The organism is Mycolicibacterium anyangense (assembly GCF_010731855.1).
Lineage (GTDB): Bacteria > Actinomycetota > Actinomycetes > Mycobacteriales > Mycobacteriaceae > Mycobacterium > Mycobacterium anyangense.
In genome coordinates this window covers 4,133,519-4,158,047 of record NZ_AP022620.1, presented here as the reverse complement: position 1 = coordinate 4,158,047, position 24,529 = coordinate 4,133,519, and the positions used below count along the sequence as shown (strand labels likewise).

Here is a 24,529-nt window from a genome sequence, read left to right as displayed (position 1 = left end):
GTGACCGCGACCTTGGACATCCCCGAACAGAACCCCGACCTGGTGCTCGACCAGAGCGCCGACGACTACTGGAATCACTACCAACTGACCTTCGCGCTGTACAGCGTCAGCGACCGTGCCATCCCGTCGGCATTCGACGGGCTCAAACCCGGCCAGCGGCGCTTGCTCTACCAGATGCACGACTCGAAGCTGCTGCCCGGAAACAAGCCGCAGAAATCGTCGAAGGTCTGTTCGGCGGTCACCGGTAACCTGCACCCGCACGGCGGCGCCTCGATGTACGGAGCCGCCGCGCTGATGGCTGCGGAGTTCCAGCGCGTGAAAGTGATTGACGGACAGGGTGCTTTCCCCCGTATACAGGGTGACATCCCGGCCGCCGACCGCTACACCGAGATGCGGTTGTCGGCACCCGGTGCGGCGCTGACCGCCGAACTCGACGATCACGCCGTCCCGATGGTTCCCACGTTCGACGGGGAATGGACCGAACCCACGATGCTGCCGGCGCAGTGGCCGGTGCTGCTGTGCAACGGTGCCGTCGGTATCGCCGAGGGCTGGGCCACCAAGGTGCCTGCCCACAATCCGCGCGAAGTGATGGCCGCCTGCCGGGCACTGCTGAAGACCCCGAACATGACCGACGACAGATTGGTGAAGCTGATTCCCGGACCCGACTGGGGATGCGGCGCCACCGTCGTGGGAACCGCGGGCCTACGAGAGTACATCACCACCGGTCGGGGTGCGTTCACCGTGCGCGGCACGATCCACATCGACGGCAAGAACTGCGTCATCACCGAGCTTCCGCCTGGTGTTGCGAGCAACACTGTGCAGGAACGGATTCGGGCGTTGGTCGAGTCCGGCGAGATGTCCGGTGTCGCCGATATGTCGGATCTCACCGACCGTCGCAACGGGCTGCGCATCGTGGTGACCGCCAAGCGTGGCCACAGCGCCGAGGACATCCGCGACCAACTGCTGGCGCTGACTCCGCTGGAGTCCACCTTCGCCGCCAGCCTGGTGGCCCTCGACGAGAACCGGGTGCCCCGCTGGTGGTCGGTCCGTGAACTGATCGCGGCGTTCCTGACACTGCGGGATTCGGTGGTGCTGCACCGAAGCGAGTACCGGCTGGAGAAGGTCACCGCCCGCCGGCACCTGGTCGCCGGCCTGATGACCATCCATCTGGACATCGATGCTGCCGTTGCGGTGATCCGCGGCTCCGACACCGTCGACGAGGCCCGCCAGGGGCTGCAGGAGCGGTTCAAGATCGACGCCGTGCAGGCTGATTATGTTCTGGCACTGCAACTTCGACGGCTGACCAAGCTGGACGTGATCGAACTGCGGGCTGAGGCGGAGAAGCTGGACGCCGAGTTCGCCGAGCTGACCGAGCTGGTGTCCAATCCCGAGGCCCGCCGCGCGGTGATCGACCAGGAGCTCGTCGAGACCGCAAAGTTGTTCAAGGGGCCGGAATTCGATCGACGGACCGTCCTGGACGCCGAGGCCACCCCGGTGAGCTCGAGCCAGGACGAGGACGGGCCTCGCGAGCGCAAGGTCAACACTGCCTGGCGCCTCGATGACCGCGGCGTGTTCTCCGACAGCCACGGTGAGTTGCTCACCTCCGGTCTCGGCTGGGCGGTATGGACCGACGGCCGGGTGAAGTTCACCACCGGCAACGGTCTGCCGTTCAAGATCCGCGACATCCCGGTGGCACCGGACATCACCGGGCTGGTGCGTTCGGGAGTGCTCCCACCGGGCTACCACCTGGCGCTGGTGACCCGGCGCGGCAAGATTCTGCGGATCGACCCGGCTGCGGTGAATCCGCAGGGCGCGGCAGGCAACGGCGTTGCCGGGGTGAAGCTGGCCGGGGACGGAGACGAGGTGATCGCCGCCCTGCCGGTGTCGTGCGGTAACGGCGAGGCGATCCTGTCGCTGGCGGAGAAGAGCTGGAAGGTCACTGAAGTCGCCGACATTCCGGTGAAGGGCCGTGGCGGCGCCGGCGTCGGCTTCCATCCGTTCATCAAGGGTGAGGATGCGCTGCTGGCGGCGTCGATCTCGACCAGCGGCTACGTACGCGGCACCCGGGCGGTGCGCGCGGAGAACCGCGCCAAGGCATCGATCAAGGGATCGGGAAGCGACGTCACGCCGGCGAGCTAACCGGTGAAGCCCTCCCCGGACGTCGACCGGTCGTGGTGGGTGTAGGTCGAGGGGCTCTGGCGGTCGCGGGCGATCTTGTCCAGCATGGCAATTCGCTCGCGTGCGGCCGCCCCGCTCTTCTTCCTGCGCTCGCGGATCGGGTTCGACCACGGCAGGGCGTCGGCAATCATGGCGATGCCGACGTTCACGCGCGTGATGTGCTCGAAGTAGCGCGCTCGGCGTTCAAAGTTGTAGCCCAATGTCTCGAAGAGCGTGCCGGCCACCATGGCTTCGATCTGCTGGTACCCGAACACCACGCCAGCAGGGGCCAGGGCGATGCTGGCCGTGATCTGGTTGGCATACCGGGAGACGATGTTGCGCACCCAATCCGGAAGCGCCTCGGTCAAGGTGGTCAGGTGTGCGGGGCCGGCGATGGCGTCTACCAGCTCGGCACGCCACGGCGACGGGTTGCCGCCCCTGGCCAGAACATAATTCAGGGACTTGATGAGTTCGAGGCCGTTCCCGGAGTGCAGCAACTCGGGAGCTCCCCACAGGCGACCGGAGAACGACGAGTATTCGGCGAGATCCTCGAGCTCATGCGGCGACAGCGTGCGCCCGAACGCGTGGTCGACGAGACGTCCGAGCAGCATGCCGCTGCCGAAGCCCAGCAGCGAGGTCACCGGAATGGGTTCCCCGAACTTCAGATAGACGTCATCCCCCCATTTCCGGCGCAGCCCGCGGCTGGCCAACGCGTGCATGAGCCGGACCCGCACCACATCCTGGAAAGCCTGCGAGTTCCGGTCGAAGATGTCCGGCAGCGTGAAAGCCGCGAACACTCGCGCGGTCTCGATGAAGCGGCGCGGGCCGTCGTCGGCGAAGCGACCCGTGGCGCCGGTGGCCGCGGAGATGTCACCCGTCATCGCGGTCTCGTAGAACGCCCACGAACGGATGATCGTGGTGGCGGCCCAGGTGCTCGACATCGCCAGCATCCGGCCTCGCTCGGCAGATTCGAGGTCGAACTGTGCCGGGAGCTGGTCCAGATGATCGAAGAGGTCGACGAATTCTTGCGGTGGGTCATCGAGAGTGCCGATGCCCTGGGTCAACGCCTGTTCGAACAGTGCCCGGCCCTGCTCGGGTCCGAGACGCTCGAACGCGTCTACCGCGCCGATCATGTATTCGTCGCGCTGCCAGAAGTAGTCGTCGCGCAGCCGGGTGAGGTCGCTGGGTTCGACCTCTTTGTCGATGTCGATCCACTCTCCGAACAGGAATTCGCGCATCCGGCGCCATTGGTCGGCGAAGTGGTCGCGGCCGGGCGGGATCGGCCGCAACGGCCGCTCAGGATGGTCTCGGCGGTTGAAGTCGACGTTCTCGACAAGAAGGTCCGGACGCTCACCAGTCACAGTCATGAGGCGACCCCATCTCGGAATTCGTGGGCACTGCCTCGACGGTATCGCGGATAGGGCTATTTGGGAACGAAGGTTTCCGGTTTTCCGGCTGAGGTTTCACCGCCGAGGTCGACCGCGCCTTAGACTTCGCTTAATTTTCTCTTATCTTTCTTATTTTCCGTGTATCGTCGACGTTGCCAGTACGGACGAAACGTCCGTCCTCGCGCGACGAAGGGTGCCGCGATGGCCGAAAGACGCTCGCACGCAGTGGTTCTCGGATCTGGCTTCGCCGGCCTGTTGGCTTCCCGGGTGCTCTCGGAGTTCTACGAGTCGGTGACGGTAGTAGAGCGCGACGTCCTGCCAGACCGTCCGGAACATCGCAAGGGAGTGCCCCAGGGTCGCCATCTGCACAACTTCCTCAGTCGCGGCACGCAGCTGCTCGGTGAACTCTTCCCGGGAATCCTGACGGAGCTTGCCACGGCCGGGGCCACGGTCGACGAGGGCGACGACTTGTCGCGGCTGTATGTCCGCAGCTTCGGCTACGAGTTGACTCCCTCGGGCAAGCTGGCCGATCCCCAACCCTTGGCGGCCTATCAGGCGAGCCGCCCGTTTGTCGAGTTCCACGTGCGTCGCCGACTCACCGGGCTGGCGAATGTCACGATCCTCGACAACCACACCATGGTCGAGCCGCTGATGGCAGCCAACACCATCGTAGGCGCACGAATTGTGAACAACGCCAACGGTATCGCTGGCGACCATGGCGCCGACCTAGTGGTCGATGCGACCGGTCGGGCCTCGCGCGCCCACCTTTTCCTGGAAGGTCGCGGCTACGGTCCGGTACCCCAGGACCGGCTCCCCGCGAACTGGGGATACTCCAGCCACCTCCTGCGCGTGGCACCCGGGCGCATCCGCGAGCGACTGGCGTTCGTCAACCAGAGCGGCTCGGCCCCGGGCGCGGTGCTGATGGCCTACGAACACGGCACCTGGATGTTGGCGATTTCCCGCTCAGCCGTGAGCGGACCGCCACCACGGACGTTGGCCGAAATGCTGACAATCGCCGATGATCTCTTGCCACCTGCCATCAGCACCGCCCTTCACACGGCCGAGCCACTGGGGCAGATCGCGATGTCGCGGGCAACAGCTGCGCGGTGGCGCCGCTATGACCAAGTCCCCCGGTTGCCCACCGGCCTGCTCGTGCTGGGTGACGCGCTGTGCACGCTCAATCCGCTGTACGGCCAGGGGATGACGATGGCAGGTCTGCAGGCGCTCGCACTCCGTGACTGTCTGACTGGCAGTGCCGCCGGTCTGATGGACCGCTTCTATCGGGCGGCCGCCGACCAGATGGCACCGGTGTGGGCGGCGAACAAGGCCAGTGAACGGCTTGCCCCGGTGAACCCGACAATTCGGCGCCGCGCGCGCAATGCGCTCCAGCGGGCGGCACTGGCAGCGGCCACGGTGGACATCGGCGTCGCCGAACGGCTGCTGCGCGTCCGCGGCTTGATCGACCCGCCCGAACGATTGCAAGACCCGGCACTGTTTGCTCAGATCCTGACAACCCACCTACGCCATCCCGGGCTTGTCCGTCAATGGACAAAGGCGTGAAGCCGCTGCGGGTATGGCGCCTCCGCTGTTGCCGCGCAACAGATGCGGGACCGCCGCATTCACGGCCAAGCTTTCCGAATTTCGATTCTCGGATAACGGTGGGTGCCTAAACTCCGCTGGTGCCGATCGGATCGCAGCTGAAGTTCATCCGGATGTTTGCGCCAACCATGGTTGGGGGCTTCTCCGCCGACGCGGCGCGCAGGATCACCCGCAGGGTACGACGCCGACCCATCCCAGCCGGTGTTGCGATCACCGATTTCGATCCGCTCGATCACGAGATGGCCGCAGATCCCTACCGCTACTACCCGGAGCTGCTGTCCGGGCCATCGGTCCACTTCAACCAGAGTCGGGACATGTTCATCCTCAGCCACTACGAGGATGTGCGGGCGGCAGCACGAGCTTCTGACGTCTTGTCGAGCGCTGATGGCGTCACGTTCATCCGCATGAGGGCGGACTCCATGCTGACTGTTGATCCGCCACGGCATACCGCAATGCGCAAGCAAGCCCAGCCCGCGTTCACCCGCGGCGCGCTCCAGTCCTGGCAGACGATGATCGAGCAACTGTGCGTCGAACACACGGCGGCTCTTTTCCGCGGCGAGTCAGTCGATGTCGTCAAGACTCTGGCCGAGCCATTGCCTACGGCGATCATTGCGCACATTCTCGGCATTGCCGGTGACGACCTCGCCGCGTTCAAAGACTGGTCGAACGAGACGGTTCGCTTGGCATCGGCGAATGTATCGCCTGCCGGGCTCCGGCAGGCGGCCGCCGGGATGCGCGCTATCGGGCTCTTCCACGAGTACTTCACCGGCAAGCTCGAGCGAGGTGAATTGCTCGATGAAGACACGGTTTTGGGTCGTCTCGTGGCCAACGCGCACGAGGGCCGGCTCAGCAATGACGAGCTGTTCTTCTTCTCCACCCTGCTGCTGCTTGCCGGTAACGAGACCACCACGAACATGTTGGGCACACTGTTTCTCACGCTATCGGCCAACCCGGACCAACTGCGTCTCCTCCAGACTCGCCCCGAGCTCATTCCGAGCGCTGTGGAAGAGCAACTGCGCTACTACTCGCCCATCCAGGGTCTCTACCGGACCGCGCGCTCGGATTACGTCGTCGGCAATGTGACGATCCCGGCTGGGTCGCGGGTGTTGCTGCTGTGGGGTGCCGCCAATCGTGACCCACGTCAGTTCGAGGACCCGGACGAGTTCCGCGTCGAACGCAACCCCACCGGACACGTCGCATTCGGGTCTGGAATACATCTGTGCCTGGGCGCTCACCTGGCGCGCTTGGAGGGCCACACCGTGCTGCGAGAGATCGTCGACAATGTCGACGCCATCGAGATACTCGGCCAGCCACACTGGCGGACAAACCCCACCCTGCGAGGGCTGGAACGGCTGAACGTCCGGTTGACGCGTCGTCAATCAGCTCCCCACCTTGCCGCCTTGGCGGACGCACCCACCTAACCAATTCCCAGCGACCACCGGCTAACAACCGCGGCCCGTTTCCTACGCACAGCGATCTCATGAGTGGCCCCAAGCGCCATCCAAGTTCCCACCGCGACGGTAGACCCATGCATCTCACTCCTTCGGCGTCGCCGCTGCAACGGCGCTCCTCCGGCGTGCTCGTCGCTGGTCTTGTCGCGATCTCCGTCGCCGCATGCGGGTCGTCCGCCGCCCCTCCGGCGCCCCAGGCATCGGCGACCAGCAGTGCATCATCGAACTCCGCACCGACCGCTAAGAGCGGCAAGGACCACGCCGCCGGTCTGATCGAATCCGTCAGCGGCACCACCGCATCGGTGCAGAAGCGGGACGGCACAGTCACGGTGGGCTTCTCAGCGAGCACCAAGGTCTGGGAGACCGACCCCGCTGCCGTCACCGACGTCACCGTGGGCAGCTGTGTGAGCGTACGACCAGAGCATGGCGGGGCACCGGGCCCGAATGGCTCGTTGACGGCAGCGGTGGTGCAGATCGTCCCAGCGAAGAACAGCGGGTGCTTCGTCAGCGCCCAGCCGTCGACGGCATCGGCGCCCGCCTCCGGCTCGCCGGGGCCGACCGGCCCGGTACGTGGAACGGTGAGCTCGATCGGAGGTAACTCCTTGATCATCAACGCCTCTGGCGCTCCGACACCGACCACCGTCGCCCTCGCCAGCAACACGACCTATGCCAAGCGGGTGCCCGCCAACATCCAGGCGATCGCCCAAGGCAAGTGCATCACCGCGCGAGGGACCACCGACAGTAGCGGGACCCTGCAGGCCGACATGATCGCGCTACACCCCGCCGACAACGGAAAGTGCCCCGGAAGTCGCCGGTAGCACCGCGCGCCTTGGGTGAGTGCGGTCTGCGATCGATGGCGGCAGCGGGGTTACCGCATCGACGCTTCCGTATGATCGCCCCGTCCAGCCATCGGTCCGAACAACCGCAGGAGCAACCTTCCATGCCGACCTTCATGGTGATCGCCACGTTCGACCCCGAAACCGATCTGCCCCAGATGAAATCTGTCATTGCCGAAGAGGTCGCGCAGGTGAAGGTGCTCCAAGGCGAGGGTCGACTGACCTCCCTGCACATCTCGTCCGCGCGGGGCACGGTGTTCCTCGGGATCCTCGCCGAGGACGCCGCCGAAGCGCAGGCCACGGTCCAGACCCTGCCGATGGCGAAGTGGTGGGCGATCGACGTCTATCCGACGGACCAACCGCCGGCCTAGTTGCTAGGCCTGGCCCGCCGTCGGGTTCGAGTAATCCCACGACCGCGTTCTGACCGGAGTCACGCGGATATAGGCGGCACCCGGTCTGGGAGCGGTGGGCCAGTCGGCCTCGGGCACGCCGCGGGCGCGGGCCCCTTGCCTGGCGAGCTCAAGTGCTTCACCCGGTTCGCGGACGATGCGGGCGCGACCTTGGATCATCACGCCACGGATATCTGCCATCGTGGACCCGTCTTCGAGCATGATGCTCACGTTCGGGTTGCTTTCGATGTTGGCCACTTTTCGGGTGCCATCACGCACACCCAGGATGACGTCGCGGTCGAGGCGGAAGTATCCGAGTGGGACGGAGTGCGGGAACCCGTCCGAGTCGATGGTGCTCAGGACCGCCCACCCCGGGCGGCTGTCGAGATACGCGGCAACTTCGTCGTCACTGAGTTTCCTTGGCATGGCGATAGTTTAGTTTCTCAGCTCACACTGTCGATGGCACGGACGACGAGCCGGAACGGGCCTTCCTGCTTGTCGAGGATGTAGATCCCGACCCGATTGATGGTCGACGGGTCGAGCGGGGGTGCCGGTACGGGATCGAGGAACCTGCCCACCGCTTCGAAGTTATCCACGGGCAGGTCGTACTTCTGAAGGACGCCGGTCCTGGTGGGGAAGCGCTGGATGTAGGACCAGGGCTGCCCGGTCTCCACCTTGAGCACGTAGGTCTTGCCGTCGCCCAATGCCGCGATACGCAGCGCTGCCGCGCCGGCAGCTCCCACCCCGATCGCGGGATCGACCAGACCACGGGCCGAGGCGAATCCGCCGTTGTTGTCCAGCGAAATGGTGCCCGAGAAGACCAGGCCACCGTCGCCATAGGTGACCGTCGAGGTCGACCGGCCGCCCATGACAGGATCGTTCACCGTTGTCCAGGTGGATACTGCGGCGGGATCACCGAAACCGACGAGGACGGACTCGTCCGCCCGGGCTAACCCCGTGCTCCCGAACGACAGGATCACTGCCGTCAGGAAGATGCTCGCCAGCGCTGTCCGCGGCCGCCACCGGTGTCGAAGACTCCCCATTTAGCAAATGTAGGGACGCGGGCCGCGCTGGAGAACACCGTCGGGATTACGAAATCAGAACCACGAGCCCGGCAGTGGGTGGCCGTGCCACCTCGCCTGGGAATTCGGCGGGGTCTAGCGTGGACGGAGTGGGTCTGTTCAGTCATGAGGAGTTCCGGGACCCGGCCGCAGCCGTTGGTGGCGGCTCTGGCGGTGGAGCTGTCGAGCGAGCCCGGCGTACCGAAATGGGCGAGTACCAGGTGGATGAACCTGTGGTGGTGGGTCCGGGGTTGGCGCCTGAGGACGGTTCGTGCGGTCAGTTCACTGTGCAGTTTCACGTGTCCACGTCAATGCTGCTCGGGCTGAAACGTATTGCGGATGTACGTGGGGTGAGCGTCCCGGAGGTATGCCGGCAGGTGATGGGTGTGTTTGTCGCCCAGCAGGAGGGTGAGCTGGGCGCACTGCTCGAAGCCGAGGCCGAGGCGGCTCACTACCGGCCGAGTGTGGGTGAGGCGTAGTCCCGCTCGCGTCAGTACGCCTCAAGGTCGATCTCGAACAGCGACACCGGCCCGAGGATCACACCGTTCTCCTCGACGTAGCGGTCCCACAGCTCGAGCAAGTCGGCCAGTTTGTCGGGTCGGGCAGCGGCCAGGTCGTGGATCTCGCCCGGGTCGCGGGACAGGTCATAGAGCTGCCAGGTGCCCGGGCCGTAGGGCGGGGGTAGCTGCAGCGCCTTCCAGTCACCCTGCCGAATTGCGCGGCGGCCGAACAACTCCCACCCGGTGCCGGTGTCGCTGTCGTGTACGGCGTCCGCCTCTCCGGACAGATAGGGCACCATCGACCGGCCGCGCATCGGCTCCACTTCCCTGCCCCGGTACTCGGTACCGGGATGCTCGGCGCCGGCCAGCTCCAGCACCGTCGGGGCGATGTCCATGACGGTGGTGAACGCCGTGCCGATCTCGCCCTGGCGGGCAAAGCCCGGCCAGCTGACGAAGCCCACCACCCGGATTCCGCCCTCGGTGGTGAAGGCCTTGTGCAGCCGCGACGGTGCGGTGGCCGCCTGCGCCCAGCGCGGGCCGTACCAGGCCCAGGAGGTGGGAGCGCCGAGGTTGTCCACGCTGTTGTCACAGTGCTTGGCGACGAACGCTTCGATTTCGGGGCCGCGCAGCGGCATGGCCTCGACGATCGTGCCTTCCGCGCCGTTGTCCGACAGGAAGATGACGACCGTGTTGTCGAGCTCGCCGGTGCCCTCGAGGTAGTCGATCACCCGTCCGATGTTGGCGTCCATGTTGTCCACCATGGCGGCGTAGACCTCCATGTTGCGGGCGGAGACGGCGCGCTCCGCGTCGGTCATGTCCGTCCATTCGGGGGCGCCGTCGGCGACCACCGGGTGCGGCTCGACGTCGGGTGGGCACAGGCTCAGCCGGGTGAGCGCCGCCAACCGCTCCTCGCGCAGTGCGTCGGGCCCGGCGTCGTAGCGGCCGTGGTAGGCGGCGATGGTCTCGTGCGGCGCGTGCAGCGGCCAGTGCGGCGCCTGGAAGGGCAGGTAGGCGAAGAAGGGTTGGTCCCCGGCGTCTTGGGGACGCTCGCGCAGGTACCGCAGCAGCGTGTCGGTGTAGGCATCCGAGGAGTAGAAGTCCTCACCCACCGTGACGAACTGATCGTCTTCGGTGAACATCGTCGGCACCGCAGAGCGCCCGCCGCCCCCGCGGGTGCCGTAGTGGCTGGCACCGGCCGGCAACAGCGCGAAGGAACGGTCGAATCCCCGCGCCCACGGCGACCTGTCGATCGTGTCGCCCAGATGCCACTTGCCCGACATCAACGTCAGGTAGCCGGCGTCGCGCAACAGTTCGGGCAGCGCCACGACCCGGTCGTTCAGATACCCCTCATAGCCGGGGGCGCCCTCGAACTCCGGGGCGGCCATCTCGAGCATCGTGCCGATCCCGGCGACGTGGTGATCGGTTCCGGTCAGCAGCATCGCCCGCGTCGGCGAACAGGCCGGAGCGGAATGGAAATCGGTGAACCTGATGCCCGCGTTGGCGAGGCGATCCAGGTTGGGCGTGTTGATCTCACCGCCGAAGGCGCCGATGTCGGAGAACCCGAGGTCATCGGCGACGATGACCAGAAAGTTGGGACGCGTCACGCTGAAGCATCCTGTCACGGACCGCCCCTAGACCCCGCCGGCGCTGAGACAATGCTGCTTCGGGGCACCCCGCATCGTGCCCCGAGCTACCGCGCGGGGCCGGGTCTGGATGCAGCTCGAACGGATGGGCCTGCGTCACAACCAGTTCCGAGGAACCAGGCAGCCGCGGCACAGACCCGAGGCGTCCGCTACTCCGTCGAGCGGAAATACGGTTCGACCGTGCCGCTGAGCTTGACGACCATGGGATTGCCGCGGCGATCCTTCGCGGTGGGAACTTCCACACGCACCCAACCCTCGGCCACGTCGTACTCGTGGACGTTGGTCTTCTCGACGCCATTGAAGCGAATACCCACATCGCGCAGCAGCACCTCTTCGTTGTAGAAGGGGCTTCGCGGGTCGATGGAGAGGTGATTGGGCGGAACGTCTGCGCTCTGGTCCTCGGGCATGATGGCTTTCGTGTGAAGGCTTCTTAGCGGCTTGGGCGGGTTGTAGAGAATCTACGCGGCGCCGCTCAGCCGGTGACGAATAGGTCTGGGTAGAGCACCGCGGGGTGGCCGAGTTGGCAAACCGACGCGCAGCACTCAAACCACCCTGTTGTGCAGGCGGCCTCGGTGAGGCGAGTCGCAAAGTCCATCGGTCCTCGTCGACTGGATCAGAAGGTGAGCACCGGCCGACCACGAACGCCGCCGGCCTCAATCAGCCGGTGCGCGTGAGCGACGTCTTCGGCGGGCATGGTTGCAGCGACGCGCAGGCTGAGCTGACCGGACTCGGCCAAATCCCGCAGTTCGTTGAGGGCTTTGGTATCCCGCAGGCCGGAGTGGACGAACACCGGATACCAGCGGATCCCACGATCGGTGGCGCCGGTGAAGCCGCGCACGGTAGCGATCGCTCCGCCGTCGGCGACCGCCGCGGTCACAGCGTCGTCGAGCAGGGCGGCGTCGATGACGCCGTCGACGCCACCGGGACGGAGTTCGCGAACGTTGTCCACGAACGAATCTCCGCGTGGCACGACGGTGTCGGCGCCAAGTGCGGTGACCAAGTCCTCGTCGGACTGGGCGGCGTCGGCGAGCACTGTCAGCCCAGCCGATTTCCCCAGTTGCACCGCGTAGCCTCCGACCGCTCCGGCGGCGCCGGTGACCAACAATGTCGCGCCGGGCGGCAATGCCAGCGCATCGAGAGCAAGGCGCGCCGTCATGGCGTTCATCAACAACGTCGAGGCCGCGGCAGCGTCGGCTCCGCGCGGAGCCGCGACCACCGATTCGGCGGGTGCGACGACGTATTCAGCTTGCGCACCCTGCTTGAGCTTGGGCTCCAGCAAGGCGATCACCGGCATGCCCACGGCCAGTTCTGGTCGAACGCCATCGCCCATCTGATCGATGGTGCCTGCGGCATCCCAGCCGACGATGTAGACGTCGGAGGGCGGAAACATCTTCGGGCTCGACTGGGCAATCCTGCCCCGCCTGGCCTCGACGTCGGACGGGTTGACGTCGGCGGCGGCGACCTTGATCCGCACCTCTCCCGGGCCGGCCTGCGGCTCTGGGAGCTCGAGAACCTTCATTACGTCAGGACCACCGAATTCGGTGAAACCTATCGCCCTCATACCTACTCCACGTTCGCCGTGCGTTAACCCTGAACATCCCTGTCCCAGTTGTCCGTCGAGGCTACCCCCAGCGCTATACTCGATACAAATGAGTCCCAGTGACGATGGGCAGCAAGCGGCCGCCGTGGTTACCGAGTCCTCCTGGCGGCGCCCGCGAGGAACGTCAGGCCCGCCACGCGACCCCGAACGCGACGTACGGATCCTGACCGCGGCACTCGAGCTGCTGCTCGAAGGTGGCTATCCGGCGTTGACGATGGACAAGGCAGCTGCCAGGGCCCGCGTTGGCAAGGCCACCGTGTATCGGCGGTGGCAGTCACGCGCCGAGCTGGCCGCCGATACTCTGGAATTTGTAGGTCTTACCGAACAGCCTGTGCCGCTGGCGGATTCAGAGTCACTTCGTGATGACCTCATCGAGACGATCCGACAGATCATCGGGCCGCCCGAATCGGCACGGCAGAGCCTCGTGGGCGCGCTCATCGAAACCGCCCGCCACGAGCCGCAGCTCTGCCATGTCATTCGACAGCGTTTCATCACCCGCCTCCAAGGATCACTCGAAGAGGTGCTGGCCAGAGCGAGCGACCAGCACGAGTTGCCGTCCCGGGGGCACGGCAGCGGAATGGACGTCGCTGCGGCGGTGGCGTTGGTGGTGCATTGGGAACTCATCGGCGAACGGCCGCTAGATCGAGCTGCGATCGCCGTCATCGTTGACCGCGTGCTGCTGCCGCTCGCCCGGTCGACGGGCCGTCCGGCTGGTTAAGGGGATCGGCTGGGGCCGAACAGCACTGGTGTGTGAGCTTCTCTGAGCATCGAGCTAGGGTGCTGTCGCGTGTGGAGACGACCCATACGCTCTACAGCACCGCGACTTCCCGAACTTGGCGTCACAGGTGACGGGCAGCTGATTGACCGCCTGCGGCCGCTGGCGCGAGCAGCAGGTGTCCTGGATCGGATCAGCGTCGTCTACATCGAAGGTGATGTGCGCCGAGACGCGCACATCGGCGCGGCGCTCGACACTGTCTACGAAATCGGTTCCATCACCAAGACCATGACGTCAGCGCTGTTCGCAGACGTTGTGGAGTCGGGTTTGGTCAGGACCGACGCCAGGTTGGGAAGCCTGCTCGAACTTGGGAGTAGTCCTGCGGCCTGCACCACCCTCGAGGAGCTGGCGAGTCATCGTTCCGGGCTTCCGCGGATTGCCAGCGGTCTGCGTGATCGCACTAGCGCGGTCATCGCCGTCCTGCGTCACCGCAACCCGTACACCGTCGACCTGTCGCGTCTGCTAGCCCGAGCTGAGGCCGCGAAGATCGTTGCTAGAGGCCAGTTTTCGTACTCCAACCTCGGTGCAGCTCTGCTCGGCCAAGCGCTTGCGGCCCGCGTTGGAGTCGGCTACCCCGACCTACTGGACCGGCAACTCTTCACCCGCCTCGGTATGACGCGGTCCACCACCCCGTTGACCAGCGCTGACCTACCTTCCGAGGCACCCTACGGGTGGAGTGCGCACGGCAGGGCCGAGCAGCCCTGGACATTGGGTGCCTACGCCCCCGCCGGTGGGGTGCGCTCAACACCAGCTGACATGACTCACTACGTCCACGCTTTGCTCGACTCCACCGCACCTGGCTTAGCCGCACTCGAACCCCGATGGAAAGCTCACGGCCAGAGCAGGATTGGCTATGCGTGGTTCACCGATCAGATCGATGGATCGGAAGTCACCTGGCACAACGGCACAACGGGAGGCTTTTCGAGCATGCTGGCTCTCGATCGCAAACGTGCTGCGGCGGTGATTGTTCTTGCCAACACAGCCGTCGCCGTCGATACCGTTGCACTACGCCTACTGCTAGAAGACCTCTAACCGACCTCTGGCAGTGCGGCCGACTGCATTGCTCCGATCAATCAGTGACGTGGCATTCTCGACGCCACGCTGGCACGTAGTCGTGATGTGGTGATTCAATACATGACCCGCTTGCGAACGTGATGGAGGCGCACAATGGCCGAGCCGGAGGAGCCGAGCCAGAAGCCCGGGGCGTACACGCGGCTGCTGGCATTTCTTTATGGTCGCGGCCTCATCTGGAAGGCCGCAAAGGTTCACTACTGGGTGACGGCAGTTGCCTCAACCTGCGGCGCTTGGTGGTTGCTCACCGCCGCAGCCGAAGTTACCGGCATTGCGATATCGGTGCGAATCGTGATGGCAATGGTGCTCGGGGTGTTTGCGGTCTCCTTTGTCGCCTTGGCGAGGAGCGTTGACCGCCTGCCACCAGACGATGACGACAGCGAACGAGATGCGTAGACAGAGCGATTGGACTTTGTCCAAGGCTCTGGCTTCCGCCAGCCGTTGACGACGACCATCTGTCCCTACCGGTGATGATGTCACGCCAGCGGACGGATCACATTGTGCGACAACCCATATCGGTGCGCTATTCATTCGCCGCCAATAGTGTCGACGCGATCGTGGCGAGGGTCTTGACCGCGGCCGCGGCGTCCCGCTGATACTGCGCGTGCACGATGGCGCCGTCGACTGCCACGCCGAGCGCTTGTGCCGTTCGAGTCCGGTTCACACCCGGCGGAAGTGTCGCTTTGATGGCCGCGACCATATCGGCCTTATGCCGCACGGTGATGGCGTAGACCTCGGGCAAATCAGCGCCGATCTCGTTGACGCTGTTGATAAAAGCGCACCCGCGGAACGAGTCCGCGGTCAGCCATTCTTCGATCGCGGACACCACTGCGGGCCGGCGACGATTGCCAGCAACGTGGCGATCGAGCGCATCGACAAACCAATCCATCCAACGCCGGTGGCGCAAATCCAAGAACGCCAGGATAAGAGCGTCCTTGCTCGGAAAGTGACGGTAGAACGTCACCTTGGTGACGCCGGCCTCGGCTATCACCTTGTCGACGCCGGTGGCCCGAATCCCCTCGCGATAAAAGAGCCGGTACGCGGTGGCCAGTATCCGTTCCCGAGCCGGGAGAGCCGGCACGTCGATCTGCGGATCCAGAGTATCGGCGATGCTCATACCGACATTGTAGACAACTCTGTCCACAGAGCGGCGGCGCAATGTAGACAGGTTCGTCTACATGCAGTACGGTGAGGTTTATGTAGACAACTTCGTCTACATAGCCCGCAAGCCCGATCTACTACCGAGGAAGACACCGACTATGGCCATGAATTCTGCAAACATTGTCAAACCGCCAGTTCCGCCCTTCACTGATGGCTCCGCCACGCTGAAGGTCCGGCTGGCTGAAGACGCCTGGAACAGCCGGGACCCGCAGCGCATCGCGCAGGCCTACTCGGTCGACAGCGTGTGGCGAAACCGGTCGGTGTTCGTGACAGGCCGCACGCAGATCATCGAGTTCTTGAGTGACAAATGGGACCGCGAACACGAGTACCGCCTCATCAAGGAACTGTGGGCGCAAAGTGAAGACCGCATTGCGGTGCGGTTCGCGTACGAATACCACGACGATTCGGGCCAATGGTTCCGCGCCTACGGCAACGAGAACTGGCTATACAACGAGGACGGTCTGATGACACACCGGCACGCCAGCATCAACGATGTGCGGATTGAGGAAGGGCAGCGCATGTTCTTCTGGGATCGCAATGAGCCACGCCCAGTGGACCATCCGGGCTTGTCTGAACTCGGTCTGTGACTGTCTTCTCTCGGCTGGCCGCCCCGCAGCATTCGAAAAGCCGCACGTACCGGTTCGCGCCAGTTGGAGAGGCGGTGTGAGTCGGCTCGGTGACGACCAACCTATTCCGGCGACGCTGTCATAGCGCGGCAAACGAGCCATCGCGGCTCGCCTCCATCGGTGAGCGCCGCCCAAACACCGGCAACGGAGCGCAGAGTTGCCCGCCGGTCACGGATGTGGGGCGATGAAGGCGACTTCCTGCGCGACCGACGCCACCAGAGCACCAGCGCGGGTACGTACGTCGCCCCTGATGAACGCTCGCGAGTCGCGCGCAATCGGCGAGAGCAGATCGAGAATCAACCACTCGTCGACCCGCGCCGGACGATGGAACCACAGGCTGTGGTCGATGCTGGCTCCCAGCAGGGCGGTGCCGGACACGACATCCTCCCAGGCGATATCGGTTGGGAAGAAGACCGGCTCGAACATCGGCAGGTCCGTGGCGAAAGTCAGTGCAGCGGCGTCCGATCCGCGGAGATCACGCGGGTACTCGGGAGCCCGCAACCAGACTCGATTACGGGGATTCCTGTCGTGATGATTGCGGGCAGCGAGCCAGGGCGCGCGGTCGGCGTAGCGCAGATCCACCGGCCATTCCGCAGCACCGTTAGGCGGCACGTCCCGCCCGAAACGCGCACGTAGCGATTCCCCTCGGGTGGGTAGCGACGCCGGAGCTCGCACTGCTTCGACGGCTGACTGCTCACTGGCGCAGTCGTACTCCGGGGTCGGGACCGTACCCGCCCCGGGTATGAGATGGAACGACACCGTGGCGGTGGCGAGTACCCGTCCGTCCTGCTCGGCCGTGACGGCGCGCGTGGACATCGACTTGGACTCGCGCTGTCGATCGACGCGATAGGCGACGGGTTTGGAGTTGTCACCGCCTCTGAGGAACGACGTGTGGATCGAGTGCGCAACACGCGCCCGGTCGACGGTCTGTGCGGCGGCCAGCAGACACTGCGCCGCCACCTGCCCACCGTAAAGCCGAGCGAAGGCGGATGTGGTCGGGCCCGCGAAGTACATGTCGCCGCCGAGCGCCTCCACCGAGAAGACGCTCGCCCACCAGTCGGCGATGACGTTCAGCGAACCGAGGCGCCCGCGTCGACGGGGAACACCGCCCCGGTGACGTAGCGGGCTTCGTCGGACACCAGCCAAGCGATGGCGTTCGAGACGTCCTCAGGTTCGATGAGTTGCACGGGCAGTGCGTTCGACATCGACTCGAACAGTTCGGGGAACTGTTCGGCCGACCCGAGGAACGCGTCGTTGACGACCATCTGGGTGTTTGCGCCGGTCGGATGGATCGTGTTAACCCGAATGTTGCTCCCGGACAACGCATTTGCGTAAGACCTCATGAGGCCGATAACGCCGTGCTTCGCGGCCGTGTAGCCGAGCAGCCCGTAGGTGTTGGTTCGCAACGAGCGAGCCGTCCCCTTGAGCCCGGCAACCGAACTGGTGATGACGATCGATCCGCCCTCATTCTGCTCGACGAGGGTCGGTACCGCGGCTTCGAGGGTGTAGACGACGCCGGTCAGCATCACGTCGATGCTGTCGTGCCAGGCCGACACGCGTGTCGATGTCGGTCCGACGATAGGCATGATGCCTGCGTTGGCCAGCACGATGTCAACTCGGCCGAACTCGGCGAGGCCTTCCTGGAACGCCTTCTCGACGGCGATCTGATCGCGAACGTCGGCCTTGCGGGCGACGATCTTCCGCCCGAGCGATTCCACCTGTCGAACGGTTTCGGCCAGGTCGTCTTCGGTGGCCAGCGGGTAGGGAGCGGAGTCGATCTGCTCGCAGATGTCGAAGGTGATGATGTCCGCGCCGTCCCGTGCCAACCTCAGCGCATGTGTGCGCCCTTGACCGCGCGCACCACCGCTGATGAAGGCCACTTTGCCGTCTAGGGTTCCCATTTCGCTCCTCGTTTGTCGAGTCGACAGACCTCTTCGGGGCCGCCGGAATACTGTTCCAATTGTTGGTTGTGTTAACTCGTTGGACGGTGTCCGGGGACGTCAGCCCGCGGTCGGACCAGGGACTCCCCTGTTTACGTGAACGGCCTGAAGCTCCGTGTACGCGTACAGGCCCCACGGGCCGTTCTCCACGCCGAGCCCGCTGTGCTTCAAACCTCCGAACGGCACGGTGGGCGCCAGGCTGGCGTGCGTGTTGATCCAGGTCGTGCCGACGTCCAAACGCTCCGCGATGTCCTGCCCGCGCTCCACGTCCGCAGTCCAGACGCTGCCGCCCAGGCCGAAGGTGGAACGGTTGACTCGCGACACGGCGTCATCGACGTCGTCGTAGGCGATGATCGGCAGCGCCGGACCAAACTGCTCCTCATCGACGAGCGGCGTTCCGTCCTCGATGTCGCAAACGATGGTCGGTTCGTAGAAATACCCCGGCCGATCAATCCTCGTTCCGCCCGTCGCAGCCTTGGCGCCGCCCGCAAGCGCGTGGTCCACCAGCCCGGACACACTTTCGAACTGCGGCAGCGTCGCGAGAGGGCCGAGCTGGGTCGCCGGGTCGGCCGGATCTCCGACCACGGTGCCGCGCGCGACGTCGGCGAGCGCCTCGACCGCATCGGCGTAGAGGGCCCGCGGCACGTAGACCCGCTTGATCAGGGCGCACGCTTGACCGTTATTGAAGAAGGCCGACCAGAACAGGCCGGGGGCGATCTCAGTGAGGTCGACGTCCTCGAGCAGGATTGCGGCGTCGTTTCCGCCGAGCTCGAGGGTGACCCGCTTCAGGTCCGCAGCAGCGGCGACGTTCACGGCGGTACCGCCGGCGACGCTGCCGGTGAAGCTGATTTTGCGGGGGACGGGATGCTCAACGATCCACCGGCCGACGTCATCTCCGCCGCTGACAATGTTCAGAACCCCCGGAGGAAGGATGTCGCGCAGGATCTCCCCGACGCGCAGGGTGCTCAGAGGGGTGAAGGGAGAGGGCTTCAATACCACGGTGTTGCCCGCGCGCAGCGCAGGAGCGATCTTGAAGAAGGCAAGCCCGATCGGCATGTTCCACGGGGTGATGGCGCCGACGACCCCGAGCGGTCGGCGGACGACCTCGACTCGGGCCTTCTCGTCGTCTTGAAGCACCTCACGGGAAAGTTCCAGCCCCGCGTAGTAGCCGAGCCACCCGGCGGCCACCGGTGCTTCGAAGGCTGCGAACTGTGTGGTTTTTCCCGACTCCTCGGCCAGAATGCCGGTGAGCTCCCCGGCCGCCTCGGCGATGGCGGCAGACGCCTCCAGCAGCTTGGCCCGACGAAGGCCCTCATCGGCCCGCCAACCGGGGTATGCCGCGAGAGCGGCCTCGAAGGCCTCATCTACCTGCGCCTTGCTGGCAGACGGCGCCTTGGCGAAGGGGGCGCCCGTCGCCGGATTGATGACGTCGAACTCGCTGAACGTGGCAGCAGACCGCCCGTTGATCGTCTGCGTTGGCATCGGGAACTCCTCGGCAATAGTGTGACCCGGCATACTTCCGATTACCGTACAGTGTTGGTTTCTGACTGGCCAGTGCCCTGCGGCGAGAATGCAGCGCCAGGGCGCGCAAGACCCATGGAGGCTCGCATGTCCGTATTCACCACATCCGACGAACTAACGGAATTCGTCACGCCATTCCTGGAGCAGATCGTCGCGGATCCCGATCTGCGACCGAAGTTCGTCGCGGGGGACACCTCGTTCAAAGTGCAGTACACCGGACCCGACGCATTGTTCCTGCTCGACTGCACAGTGGACCCTCCTGTCGTGTACGCGGGAGAGGAGGCAGCCGCGCGTGAATCGGAGCTCAAGCTGTCGATGTCCGCAGATGACGGCCACAAGTTCTGGCTCGGCGCTCTGAATGTGCCCATGGCACTCGCCCGGAAGAAGGTCAAGGTGGAGGGACCGGTCGGCAAGCTACTCAAACTGCTTCCCGCGATCACCCCGGCGTTCGAGCAGTACCAGACCTACACCGCGACAAAGGGATACCCGGTCAAATGACCCGCTTACGAGTCCGCTACAGGTCGCGCAATGGCTCGGCTCTCGGCCACGCCTCATGACGTACGTGATCACGCAGCCCTGCTGCAACGACGCCTCGTGTGTCGAAGTGTGCCCGGTGAACTGCATACATCCGACGCCCGAAGAGGCTCCGTTCATGAAAACGGAGATGCTGTTCATCGACCCGAACACGTGTATCGATTGCGCGGCATGCGTATACGAGTGCCCGGTCGACGCGATCAAGGCCGAGGACGAGCTCGACGACGACACCGAGCCGTACCTCGCGTTGAACGCCGCGTATTACGACCGCTATCCCATCGAACCCGGCACACCGGCGCGTCCGCCGACCCAGCGGCGTACGGTTGAGGCCGCCGGGCTGAGGGTAGCCCTGGTGGGGTCGGGCCCAGCCGCCTGGTACGCGGCGGCAGAGCTGCTCGAACAACCCGGGGTCATGGTCAACATGTTCGATCGTCTGCCGACCCCCTACGGTTTGATCCGAGCCGGGGTAGCACCGGACCATCCCAGCACGAAATCCGTTACGGACGTGTTCCGTTCGTTGGGCAACAAACCGGGGTTGGCTCTTCACCTCGGGGTCGAGGTCGGCATGCACCTGACCCCGGAGGAATTGGCCGAGCACCACAACGCGGTGATCTATGCCATCGGTGCGCCGGGGGACAGAAAACTCGGTGTGCCGGGCGAGGATTTGCCCGGGTCGCATTCTGCGACTGACTTCGTCGCCTGGTACAACGGGCATCCGGATTACCGCCATCTGCAGTTCGACCTGGGCTGCGAGCGGGCCGTCATCGTCGGCAACGGCAACGTGGCTTTGGACGTGGCGCGCATCATCCTGTCGGATCCCGACGAGTTGGACACCACCGATATCGCGCCGCACGCCGTCGAGGCGTTGCGGCACAGCAAGATCGAAGAAGTGGTCATCCTGAGCCGTCGAGGCGTGGCGCAGGCCGCGTACACCAATCCGGAGTTCCTAGCCTTGATGAAGCGCAAGGACATTGACGTGGTGGCCGATCCTGCCGAGGCCCAGCTCGATGAGGTGAGCGCCCACTTGATCGAGAGCGAGGGCGCCGACCCGTCGGTGGGCGTGAAGGTCAAGCTCGCTCAGGAGGCGGCGGCAACGGCGCCCGTCGCCAACAAGAGGATCGTCTTCCGATACCTTCGCTCGCCGGAAGCGATTCTGGGTGACGAGAGCGTCGACGCCGTCCGGGTAGTCCGCAACGAGCTCGTGGCATGCGCCGACGGGTCGGTGATCGCGAAGCCTACGAGCGACACCGAGGTCATCGAGACTGGCCTGGTCCTGCGTTCGGTGGGATACCACGGTCGAGGGCTCGCGGGGGTGCCGTTTGACGAAACCCGAGGTGTCATACCGAATTCCGAGGGGCGGGTGCTCACCGGGCCAGACGGCGACGTCGTCGCCGGGCAGTACGTCGCCGGATGGATCAAGCGAGGACCGTCCGGGGTGATCGGGACGAACAAGCGGTGCGCCGCGGAGACCGTGGCGCACGTCCTCGACGACTTCGAGCGAGGACGGCTTCACGAGGTGACCACTGCGCCGGACGCCATCGGCGCGCTGGTGCGGATGCGGCAACCCGACGTGGTCGACTACCAGGGCTGGATGGTCCTCGACAGGGCGGAGGTCAGCGCTGGTGCCCGCCACGGCCGACTTCGGCTGAAGTTCACTGACGTCGACGAGATGTTCGCCGTGGTGCGGAAGAGCAGAAGCTCTTGATTCTTGGGTTCACCGAACAGTGTTTGGTATTCTCACAAGGTTCTCGCTGGGTCGCAATCCCGCTCGTCGAGTCGCACCCGGCCGCCCCCCGGAGGAGTCGTCATGGATCAGTTCGACCACCATTCGCCCGAGTTCGCCGAGAGCTGGCGTGAGCAGTACGCAGGGCTTCGCGCTGCTTGCCCTATGGCGCACAGCGAGAAGCACGGCGGCTTCTTCGTAGCCACCGACTACCAAGCGATTCAACAGATCCTGCACGATCCGCAGAATTTCGTTTGCGGGCGGGACTTGGACCTCGGCGACGGCCGGATCGCCTCCGGCGGCGTCACCGTCCCCACCAACGCCGTTCGGATGGGCATGATGGAGATGGATCCGCCGAGATCGCAAGCGCTCAGGAAGATCATCAGCGGGCGATTCACCAAGCGGGCCGTCCAGGAATACCAGCCTCGGATGCAGCAACTGGTGTCCTGGTGCATCGACAAGGTGATCGAGAGCGGGTCGATCGACTTCGTCGACGACATCGCCAATCCGTTGCCGGCGTTGATCACCCTCGACTACCTCGGATTGCCTCTCGACCGGTGGGAGTTCTACGCCACCACCCTGCACAAGGCCGCCTACCGGGAAAAGGGTTCGGGCCGCGCCGTCGCGTCGATGCTCGATGACATTCGCGCCACCGTTCGGGAGCGCCGCGCGCACCCCCTGGACGACGGCAGCGTGCTCGAGCAGCTTCTGAGCGGCGAAGAGAACGGTGAACCCATCTCCGAGGACCTCGCCGTCGAGTTGATCTTCATGCTCCTCAACGGCGGCATCGACACTACGACCGCGCTGATCGCCAACAGCTTCCTCTACTTCGACGATCACCGCGACCAGTGGGAATGGCTCGCCGAAGACCACTCGCGCCTTCCGGCTGCGGTTGATGAGCTCATCCGCTACACCAGTCCGAGCACGGGTGTGGCCCGCACGGTGGCACAGCCGGTCGAGGTCGCCGGAGTTCGACTCGACATCGGTGACCGGGTCCTGCTGGCACTCGGCTCTGCCAACGCCGACGACCAGGTCTTCGACAATCCGAATGAGGTTCAGCTCGATCGGGCTCCTAACCGCCACCTGTCGTTCGGATCCGGCGTGCACCGTTGCCTCGGAGCCTTCGTCGCTCCAGCCGAGATGGCCTTGCTCCTCCAGGAGGTGCTCAACCGTATGCCGGACTACCGGATCGACCGTGAGAAGGTCGTCGCATATCCGACTATCCCCCTGGTCAACGGCTACATCGCCATGCCCGCGACCTTCACACCTGGCGAGAAGGTCGTGGCCGGTGTCCTGGCCGACGATCTTCCGATACAACTCGGGACGTCGGCGGCCAGTCGATGACCGCTACGACACCGATCAACGGCGGCGCGCTGGAAGGGCTTCGCGTGCTCGAGGCTGGCCACATCATCGGCGGCCCGTTCTGCGGACACCTCTTCGCCGACCACGGCGCCGAGGTGATCAAACTCGAACCGCCGGGTGTCGGTGATCCCATGCGGACGTGGGGCGGCCTGTACAAGGGCATAGGCTTGTACTGGTCGATCATCGGCCGCGGGAAGAAGTCGGTCGAACTGGACCTTCGCAGTAGCGAAGGCCAGCGGATCTTTCGCGAGCTGGCGAGAACCGCCGATGTCGTCGTGGAGAACTTCCGACCCGGCACCATGGAACGCTGGGGACTCGGTCCCGAAAACCTCGCCGAGATCAATCCGGGTCTGATCATGGTGCGCATCACCGGATTCGGTCAGAGCGGGCCGTACCGCGATCAAGCCGGGTTCGGTTCCGTCGCCGAGGCGATGAGCGGATTTCGGCATCTGTCCGGTGAGCCAGGACGGCCGCCAGTGCGTGTGGGCATCTCGCTCGGTGACGCCTTGGCAGCCACGCAGGGGTTCATCGGAGCGTTGATGGCGCTCTGGGCGCGAGACCGGAAGAACGGATCGGGACTCGGGCAGATCATTGATGTCGCTCTGTACGAGGCGATGTGGATGTACATGGAGTCGACCGTGGCCGAGTACGTGAAGCTGGGACGCATACGCCAGCCGAGCGGACCTCTACTGCCGGGCATCGCGCCGTCGAACGTATATCCCACGGCGGACGGTCAGTGGATAATCGTTGGCGCCAATCAAGATTCGGTGTTCACAAGGCTCGCCGAGGCCATGGACCGACCCGATTGGGTCGCGCCAGGTTCGCCCTACCTCAGTCACGTAGGACGGGGTGCGGCCCAGGTGGAACTCGACGCCGCGATATCCGCTTGGACCGTGACGCTGAGCAGCGATGCTGCCCTCAGATGCCTCTCCGAGCACGGGATACCGGCAGGACGCATCTACAAGGCCGACGACATCGCCGGCGATCCGCATTACGCCGCGCGGGACATGATCATCGACGTGCCAGAGCCGGGGCTAGGAGACGAAACGGTGCCCATGCCGGGAGTGGTTCCCAAGCTCAGCGCGACCCCCGGCCGGGTCGTCCGCGGTGCGCCGCTCCTCGGCGAGCACAATGCCGAAATACTGCGCCAGCTAGAGGATCTGGCAAGCGAGTCGCCCTGACGCTCGGCGCT

At 65.2% G+C, this 24,529-nt stretch carries 24 protein-coding genes; 14 read left to right on the top strand and 10 right to left on the bottom strand.

Annotated features, from left to right (window positions below; genetic code table 11):
• Nucleotides 1–2,139, top strand: coding sequence for a DNA gyrase subunit A (locus tag G6N35_RS19730; protein WP_163805765.1), 2,139 nt, complete (start codon nt 1–3; stop codon nt 2,137–2,139).
• On the opposite strand, the gene G6N35_RS19725 is transcribed toward G6N35_RS19730, so the two are convergent.
• Nucleotides 2,136–3,524: an oxygenase MpaB family protein gene (locus G6N35_RS19725; protein WP_163805764.1), complete on the bottom strand. Its 1,389-nt coding sequence runs from the start codon at nt 3,522–3,524 to the stop codon at nt 2,136–2,138. The genes G6N35_RS19730 and G6N35_RS19725 overlap by 4 nt on opposite strands.
• Before the next feature lie 222 nt (nt 3,525–3,746).
• Between G6N35_RS19725 and G6N35_RS19720 the strand changes: the two genes are divergently transcribed.
• The 4 genes from G6N35_RS19720 (at nt 3,747) to G6N35_RS19705 (ending at nt 7,802) form a co-directional block, all read left to right on the top strand.
• Nucleotides 3,747–5,105: an FAD-dependent oxidoreductase gene (locus tag G6N35_RS19720; protein WP_163805763.1), complete on the top strand. Its 1,359-nt coding sequence runs from the start codon at nt 3,747–3,749 to the stop codon at nt 5,103–5,105.
• A gap of 119 nt (nt 5,106–5,224) precedes the next feature.
• The gene (locus G6N35_RS19715) at nt 5,225–6,565 is read left to right on the top strand and encodes a cytochrome P450 (protein ID WP_246224416.1); all 1,341 of its coding nucleotides are present in this window, start codon (nt 5,225–5,227) and stop codon (nt 6,563–6,565) included.
• Between the two features lie 107 nt (nt 6,566–6,672).
• The gene (locus G6N35_RS19710; protein WP_163805762.1) at nt 6,673–7,413 is read left to right on the top strand and encodes a DUF5666 domain-containing protein; all 741 of its coding nucleotides are present in this window, start codon (nt 6,673–6,675) and stop codon (nt 7,411–7,413) included.
• A 122-nt stretch (nt 7,414–7,535) separates the two neighbouring features.
• A complete protein-coding gene (locus tag G6N35_RS19705; protein ID WP_163805761.1) occupies nt 7,536–7,802 on the top strand; it encodes a muconolactone Delta-isomerase family protein in 267 nt (88 codons plus the stop codon).
• Between the two features lie 3 nt (nt 7,803–7,805).
• On the opposite strand, the gene G6N35_RS19700 is transcribed toward G6N35_RS19705, so the two are convergent.
• Together G6N35_RS19700 and G6N35_RS19695 are read right to left on the bottom strand one after the other, a co-directional pair.
• A complete protein-coding gene (locus G6N35_RS19700; protein ID WP_163805760.1) occupies nt 7,806–8,246 on the bottom strand; it encodes a pyridoxamine 5'-phosphate oxidase family protein in 441 nt (146 codons plus the stop codon).
• 17 nt (nt 8,247–8,263) lie between these two features.
• Nucleotides 8,264–8,863, bottom strand: a complete 600-nt coding sequence (locus G6N35_RS19695; protein WP_163805759.1) for a CIA30 family protein — start codon at nt 8,861–8,863, stop codon at nt 8,264–8,266.
• A 128-nt stretch (nt 8,864–8,991) separates the two neighbouring features.
• On the opposite strand from G6N35_RS19695, the gene G6N35_RS19690 reads away from it, so the two are divergent.
• Entirely contained in the window at nt 8,992–9,360 is a 369-nt protein-coding gene (locus G6N35_RS19690) for a hypothetical protein (protein ID WP_246224415.1), read from the top strand.
• A gap of 11 nt (nt 9,361–9,371) precedes the next feature.
• Here the strand turns inward: G6N35_RS19690 and G6N35_RS19685 are convergent, their stop codons facing one another.
• The 3 genes from G6N35_RS19685 to G6N35_RS19675 form a co-directional block, all read right to left on the bottom strand.
• Nucleotides 9,372–10,985 (bottom strand): arylsulfatase, encoded by a 1,614-nt coding sequence (locus tag G6N35_RS19685; RefSeq protein ID WP_163805757.1) that lies wholly within the window; start codon nt 10,983–10,985, stop codon nt 9,372–9,374.
• Between the two features lie 188 nt (nt 10,986–11,173).
• The gene (locus G6N35_RS19680) at nt 11,174–11,431 is read right to left on the bottom strand and encodes a DUF3297 family protein (RefSeq protein ID WP_163805756.1); all 258 of its coding nucleotides are present in this window, start codon (nt 11,429–11,431) and stop codon (nt 11,174–11,176) included.
• Nucleotides 11,432–11,637: 206 nt separating this feature from the next.
• The gene (locus G6N35_RS19675; RefSeq protein ID WP_322790621.1) at nt 11,638–12,543 is read right to left on the bottom strand and encodes a zinc-binding dehydrogenase; all 906 of its coding nucleotides are present in this window, start codon (nt 12,541–12,543) and stop codon (nt 11,638–11,640) included.
• 130 nt (nt 12,544–12,673) lie between these two features.
• On the opposite strand from G6N35_RS19675, the gene G6N35_RS19670 reads away from it, so the two are divergent.
• The 3 genes from G6N35_RS19670 (at nt 12,674) to G6N35_RS19660 (ending at nt 14,866) form a co-directional block, all read left to right on the top strand.
• Entirely contained in the window at nt 12,674–13,342 is a 669-nt protein-coding gene (locus tag G6N35_RS19670; RefSeq protein ID WP_163805754.1) for a TetR/AcrR family transcriptional regulator, read from the top strand.
• Nucleotides 13,343–13,558: 216 nt separating this feature from the next.
• A complete protein-coding gene (locus tag G6N35_RS19665; RefSeq protein ID WP_163805753.1) occupies nt 13,559–14,431 on the top strand; it encodes a serine hydrolase domain-containing protein in 873 nt (290 codons plus the stop codon).
• Between the two features lie 135 nt (nt 14,432–14,566).
• Complete coding sequence (locus tag G6N35_RS19660) at nt 14,567–14,866, top strand: hypothetical protein (RefSeq protein ID WP_163805752.1); 300 nt, start codon at nt 14,567–14,569, stop codon at nt 14,864–14,866.
• 127 nt (nt 14,867–14,993) lie between these two features.
• Here G6N35_RS19660 and G6N35_RS19655 read toward each other — a convergent pair whose 3' ends face one another.
• Nucleotides 14,994–15,587, bottom strand: coding sequence for a TetR/AcrR family transcriptional regulator (locus G6N35_RS19655; RefSeq protein ID WP_163805751.1), 594 nt, complete (start codon nt 15,585–15,587; stop codon nt 14,994–14,996).
• Nucleotides 15,588–15,735: 148 nt separating this feature from the next.
• Between G6N35_RS19655 and G6N35_RS19650 the strand changes: the two genes are divergently transcribed.
• Entirely contained in the window at nt 15,736–16,218 is a 483-nt protein-coding gene (locus G6N35_RS19650; protein ID WP_163807800.1) for a nuclear transport factor 2 family protein, read from the top strand.
• A gap of 207 nt (nt 16,219–16,425) precedes the next feature.
• On the opposite strand, the gene G6N35_RS19645 is transcribed toward G6N35_RS19650, so the two are convergent.
• The 3 genes from G6N35_RS19645 to G6N35_RS19635 form a co-directional block, all read right to left on the bottom strand.
• Nucleotides 16,426–17,292: an acyl-CoA thioesterase gene (locus G6N35_RS19645; protein ID WP_163805750.1), complete on the bottom strand. Its 867-nt coding sequence runs from the start codon at nt 17,290–17,292 to the stop codon at nt 16,426–16,428.
• 35 nt (nt 17,293–17,327) lie between these two features.
• Nucleotides 17,328–18,158, bottom strand: coding sequence for a mycofactocin-coupled SDR family oxidoreductase (locus tag G6N35_RS19640; protein WP_163805749.1), 831 nt, complete (start codon nt 18,156–18,158; stop codon nt 17,328–17,330).
• Between the two features lie 99 nt (nt 18,159–18,257).
• On the bottom strand, nt 18,258–19,679 hold the full coding sequence (locus G6N35_RS19635; RefSeq protein WP_163805748.1) for an aldehyde dehydrogenase family protein: 1,422 nt from the start codon (nt 19,677–19,679) through the stop codon (nt 18,258–18,260).
• 126 nt (nt 19,680–19,805) lie between these two features.
• Here G6N35_RS19635 and G6N35_RS19630 point away from each other — a divergent pair, with 126 nt between their 5' ends.
• The 4 genes from G6N35_RS19630 to G6N35_RS19615 all read left to right on the top strand — a co-directional run bounded on the left by G6N35_RS19630 (nt 19,806) and on the right by G6N35_RS19615 (nt 24,518).
• Complete coding sequence (locus tag G6N35_RS19630) at nt 19,806–20,216, top strand: SCP2 sterol-binding domain-containing protein (protein WP_163805747.1); 411 nt, start codon at nt 19,806–19,808, stop codon at nt 20,214–20,216.
• A gap of 55 nt (nt 20,217–20,271) precedes the next feature.
• Nucleotides 20,272–21,957 (top strand): FAD-dependent oxidoreductase, encoded by a 1,686-nt coding sequence (locus G6N35_RS19625; RefSeq protein ID WP_163805746.1) that lies wholly within the window; start codon nt 20,272–20,274, stop codon nt 21,955–21,957.
• A 102-nt stretch (nt 21,958–22,059) separates the two neighbouring features.
• Entirely contained in the window at nt 22,060–23,319 is a 1,260-nt protein-coding gene (locus tag G6N35_RS19620; RefSeq protein ID WP_163805745.1) for a cytochrome P450, read from the top strand.
• Nucleotides 23,316–24,518 carry a CaiB/BaiF CoA transferase family protein gene (locus tag G6N35_RS19615; protein ID WP_163805744.1) on the top strand — a complete coding sequence of 401 codons (1,203 nt, stop codon included), beginning with the start codon at nt 23,316–23,318 and terminating at the stop codon, nt 24,516–24,518. Before G6N35_RS19620 ends, G6N35_RS19615 begins: the two co-directional genes overlap by 4 nt.
• Nucleotides 24,519–24,529: the final 11 nt, after the last annotated feature.

What these genes read in the sequence shown, in the direction of transcription:
- G6N35_RS19725 (WP_163805764.1), bottom strand. Translation starts at nt 3,524, where the DNA reads ATGACTGTGACTGGTGAGCGTCCGGACCTTCTTGTCGAGAACGTCGAC.
- G6N35_RS19720 (WP_163805763.1), top strand. Translation starts at nt 3,747, where the DNA reads ATGGCCGAAAGACGCTCGCACGCAGTGGTTCTCGGATCTGGCTTCGCC.
- G6N35_RS19710 (WP_163805762.1), top strand. Translation starts at nt 6,673, where the DNA reads ATGCATCTCACTCCTTCGGCGTCGCCGCTGCAACGGCGCTCCTCCGGC.
- G6N35_RS19705 (WP_163805761.1), top strand. Translation starts at nt 7,536, where the DNA reads ATGCCGACCTTCATGGTGATCGCCACGTTCGACCCCGAAACCGATCTG.
- G6N35_RS19700 (WP_163805760.1), bottom strand. Translation starts at nt 8,246, where the DNA reads ATGCCAAGGAAACTCAGTGACGACGAAGTTGCCGCGTATCTCGACAGC.
- G6N35_RS19695 (WP_163805759.1), bottom strand. Translation starts at nt 8,863, where the DNA reads ATGGGGAGTCTTCGACACCGGTGGCGGCCGCGGACAGCGCTGGCGAGC.
- G6N35_RS19680 (WP_163805756.1), bottom strand. Translation starts at nt 11,431, where the DNA reads ATGCCCGAGGACCAGAGCGCAGACGTTCCGCCCAATCACCTCTCCATC.
- G6N35_RS19675 (WP_322790621.1), bottom strand. Translation starts at nt 12,543, where the DNA reads ATGAAGGTTCTCGAGCTCCCAGAGCCGCAGGCCGGCCCGGGAGAGGTG.
- G6N35_RS19670 (WP_163805754.1), top strand. Translation starts at nt 12,674, where the DNA reads ATGAGTCCCAGTGACGATGGGCAGCAAGCGGCCGCCGTGGTTACCGAG.
- G6N35_RS19660 (WP_163805752.1), top strand. Translation starts at nt 14,567, where the DNA reads ATGGCCGAGCCGGAGGAGCCGAGCCAGAAGCCCGGGGCGTACACGCGG.
- G6N35_RS19655 (WP_163805751.1), bottom strand. Translation starts at nt 15,587, where the DNA reads ATGAGCATCGCCGATACTCTGGATCCGCAGATCGACGTGCCGGCTCTC.
- G6N35_RS19650 (WP_163807800.1), top strand. Translation starts at nt 15,736, where the DNA reads ATGAATTCTGCAAACATTGTCAAACCGCCAGTTCCGCCCTTCACTGAT.
- G6N35_RS19640 (WP_163805749.1), bottom strand. Translation starts at nt 18,158, where the DNA reads ATGGGAACCCTAGACGGCAAAGTGGCCTTCATCAGCGGTGGTGCGCGC.
- G6N35_RS19635 (WP_163805748.1), bottom strand. Translation starts at nt 19,679, where the DNA reads ATGCCAACGCAGACGATCAACGGGCGGTCTGCTGCCACGTTCAGCGAG.
- G6N35_RS19630 (WP_163805747.1), top strand. Translation starts at nt 19,806, where the DNA reads ATGTCCGTATTCACCACATCCGACGAACTAACGGAATTCGTCACGCCA.
- G6N35_RS19625 (WP_163805746.1), top strand. Translation starts at nt 20,272, where the DNA reads ATGACGTACGTGATCACGCAGCCCTGCTGCAACGACGCCTCGTGTGTC.
- G6N35_RS19620 (WP_163805745.1), top strand. Translation starts at nt 22,060, where the DNA reads ATGGATCAGTTCGACCACCATTCGCCCGAGTTCGCCGAGAGCTGGCGT.
- G6N35_RS19615 (WP_163805744.1), top strand. Translation starts at nt 23,316, where the DNA reads ATGACCGCTACGACACCGATCAACGGCGGCGCGCTGGAAGGGCTTCGC.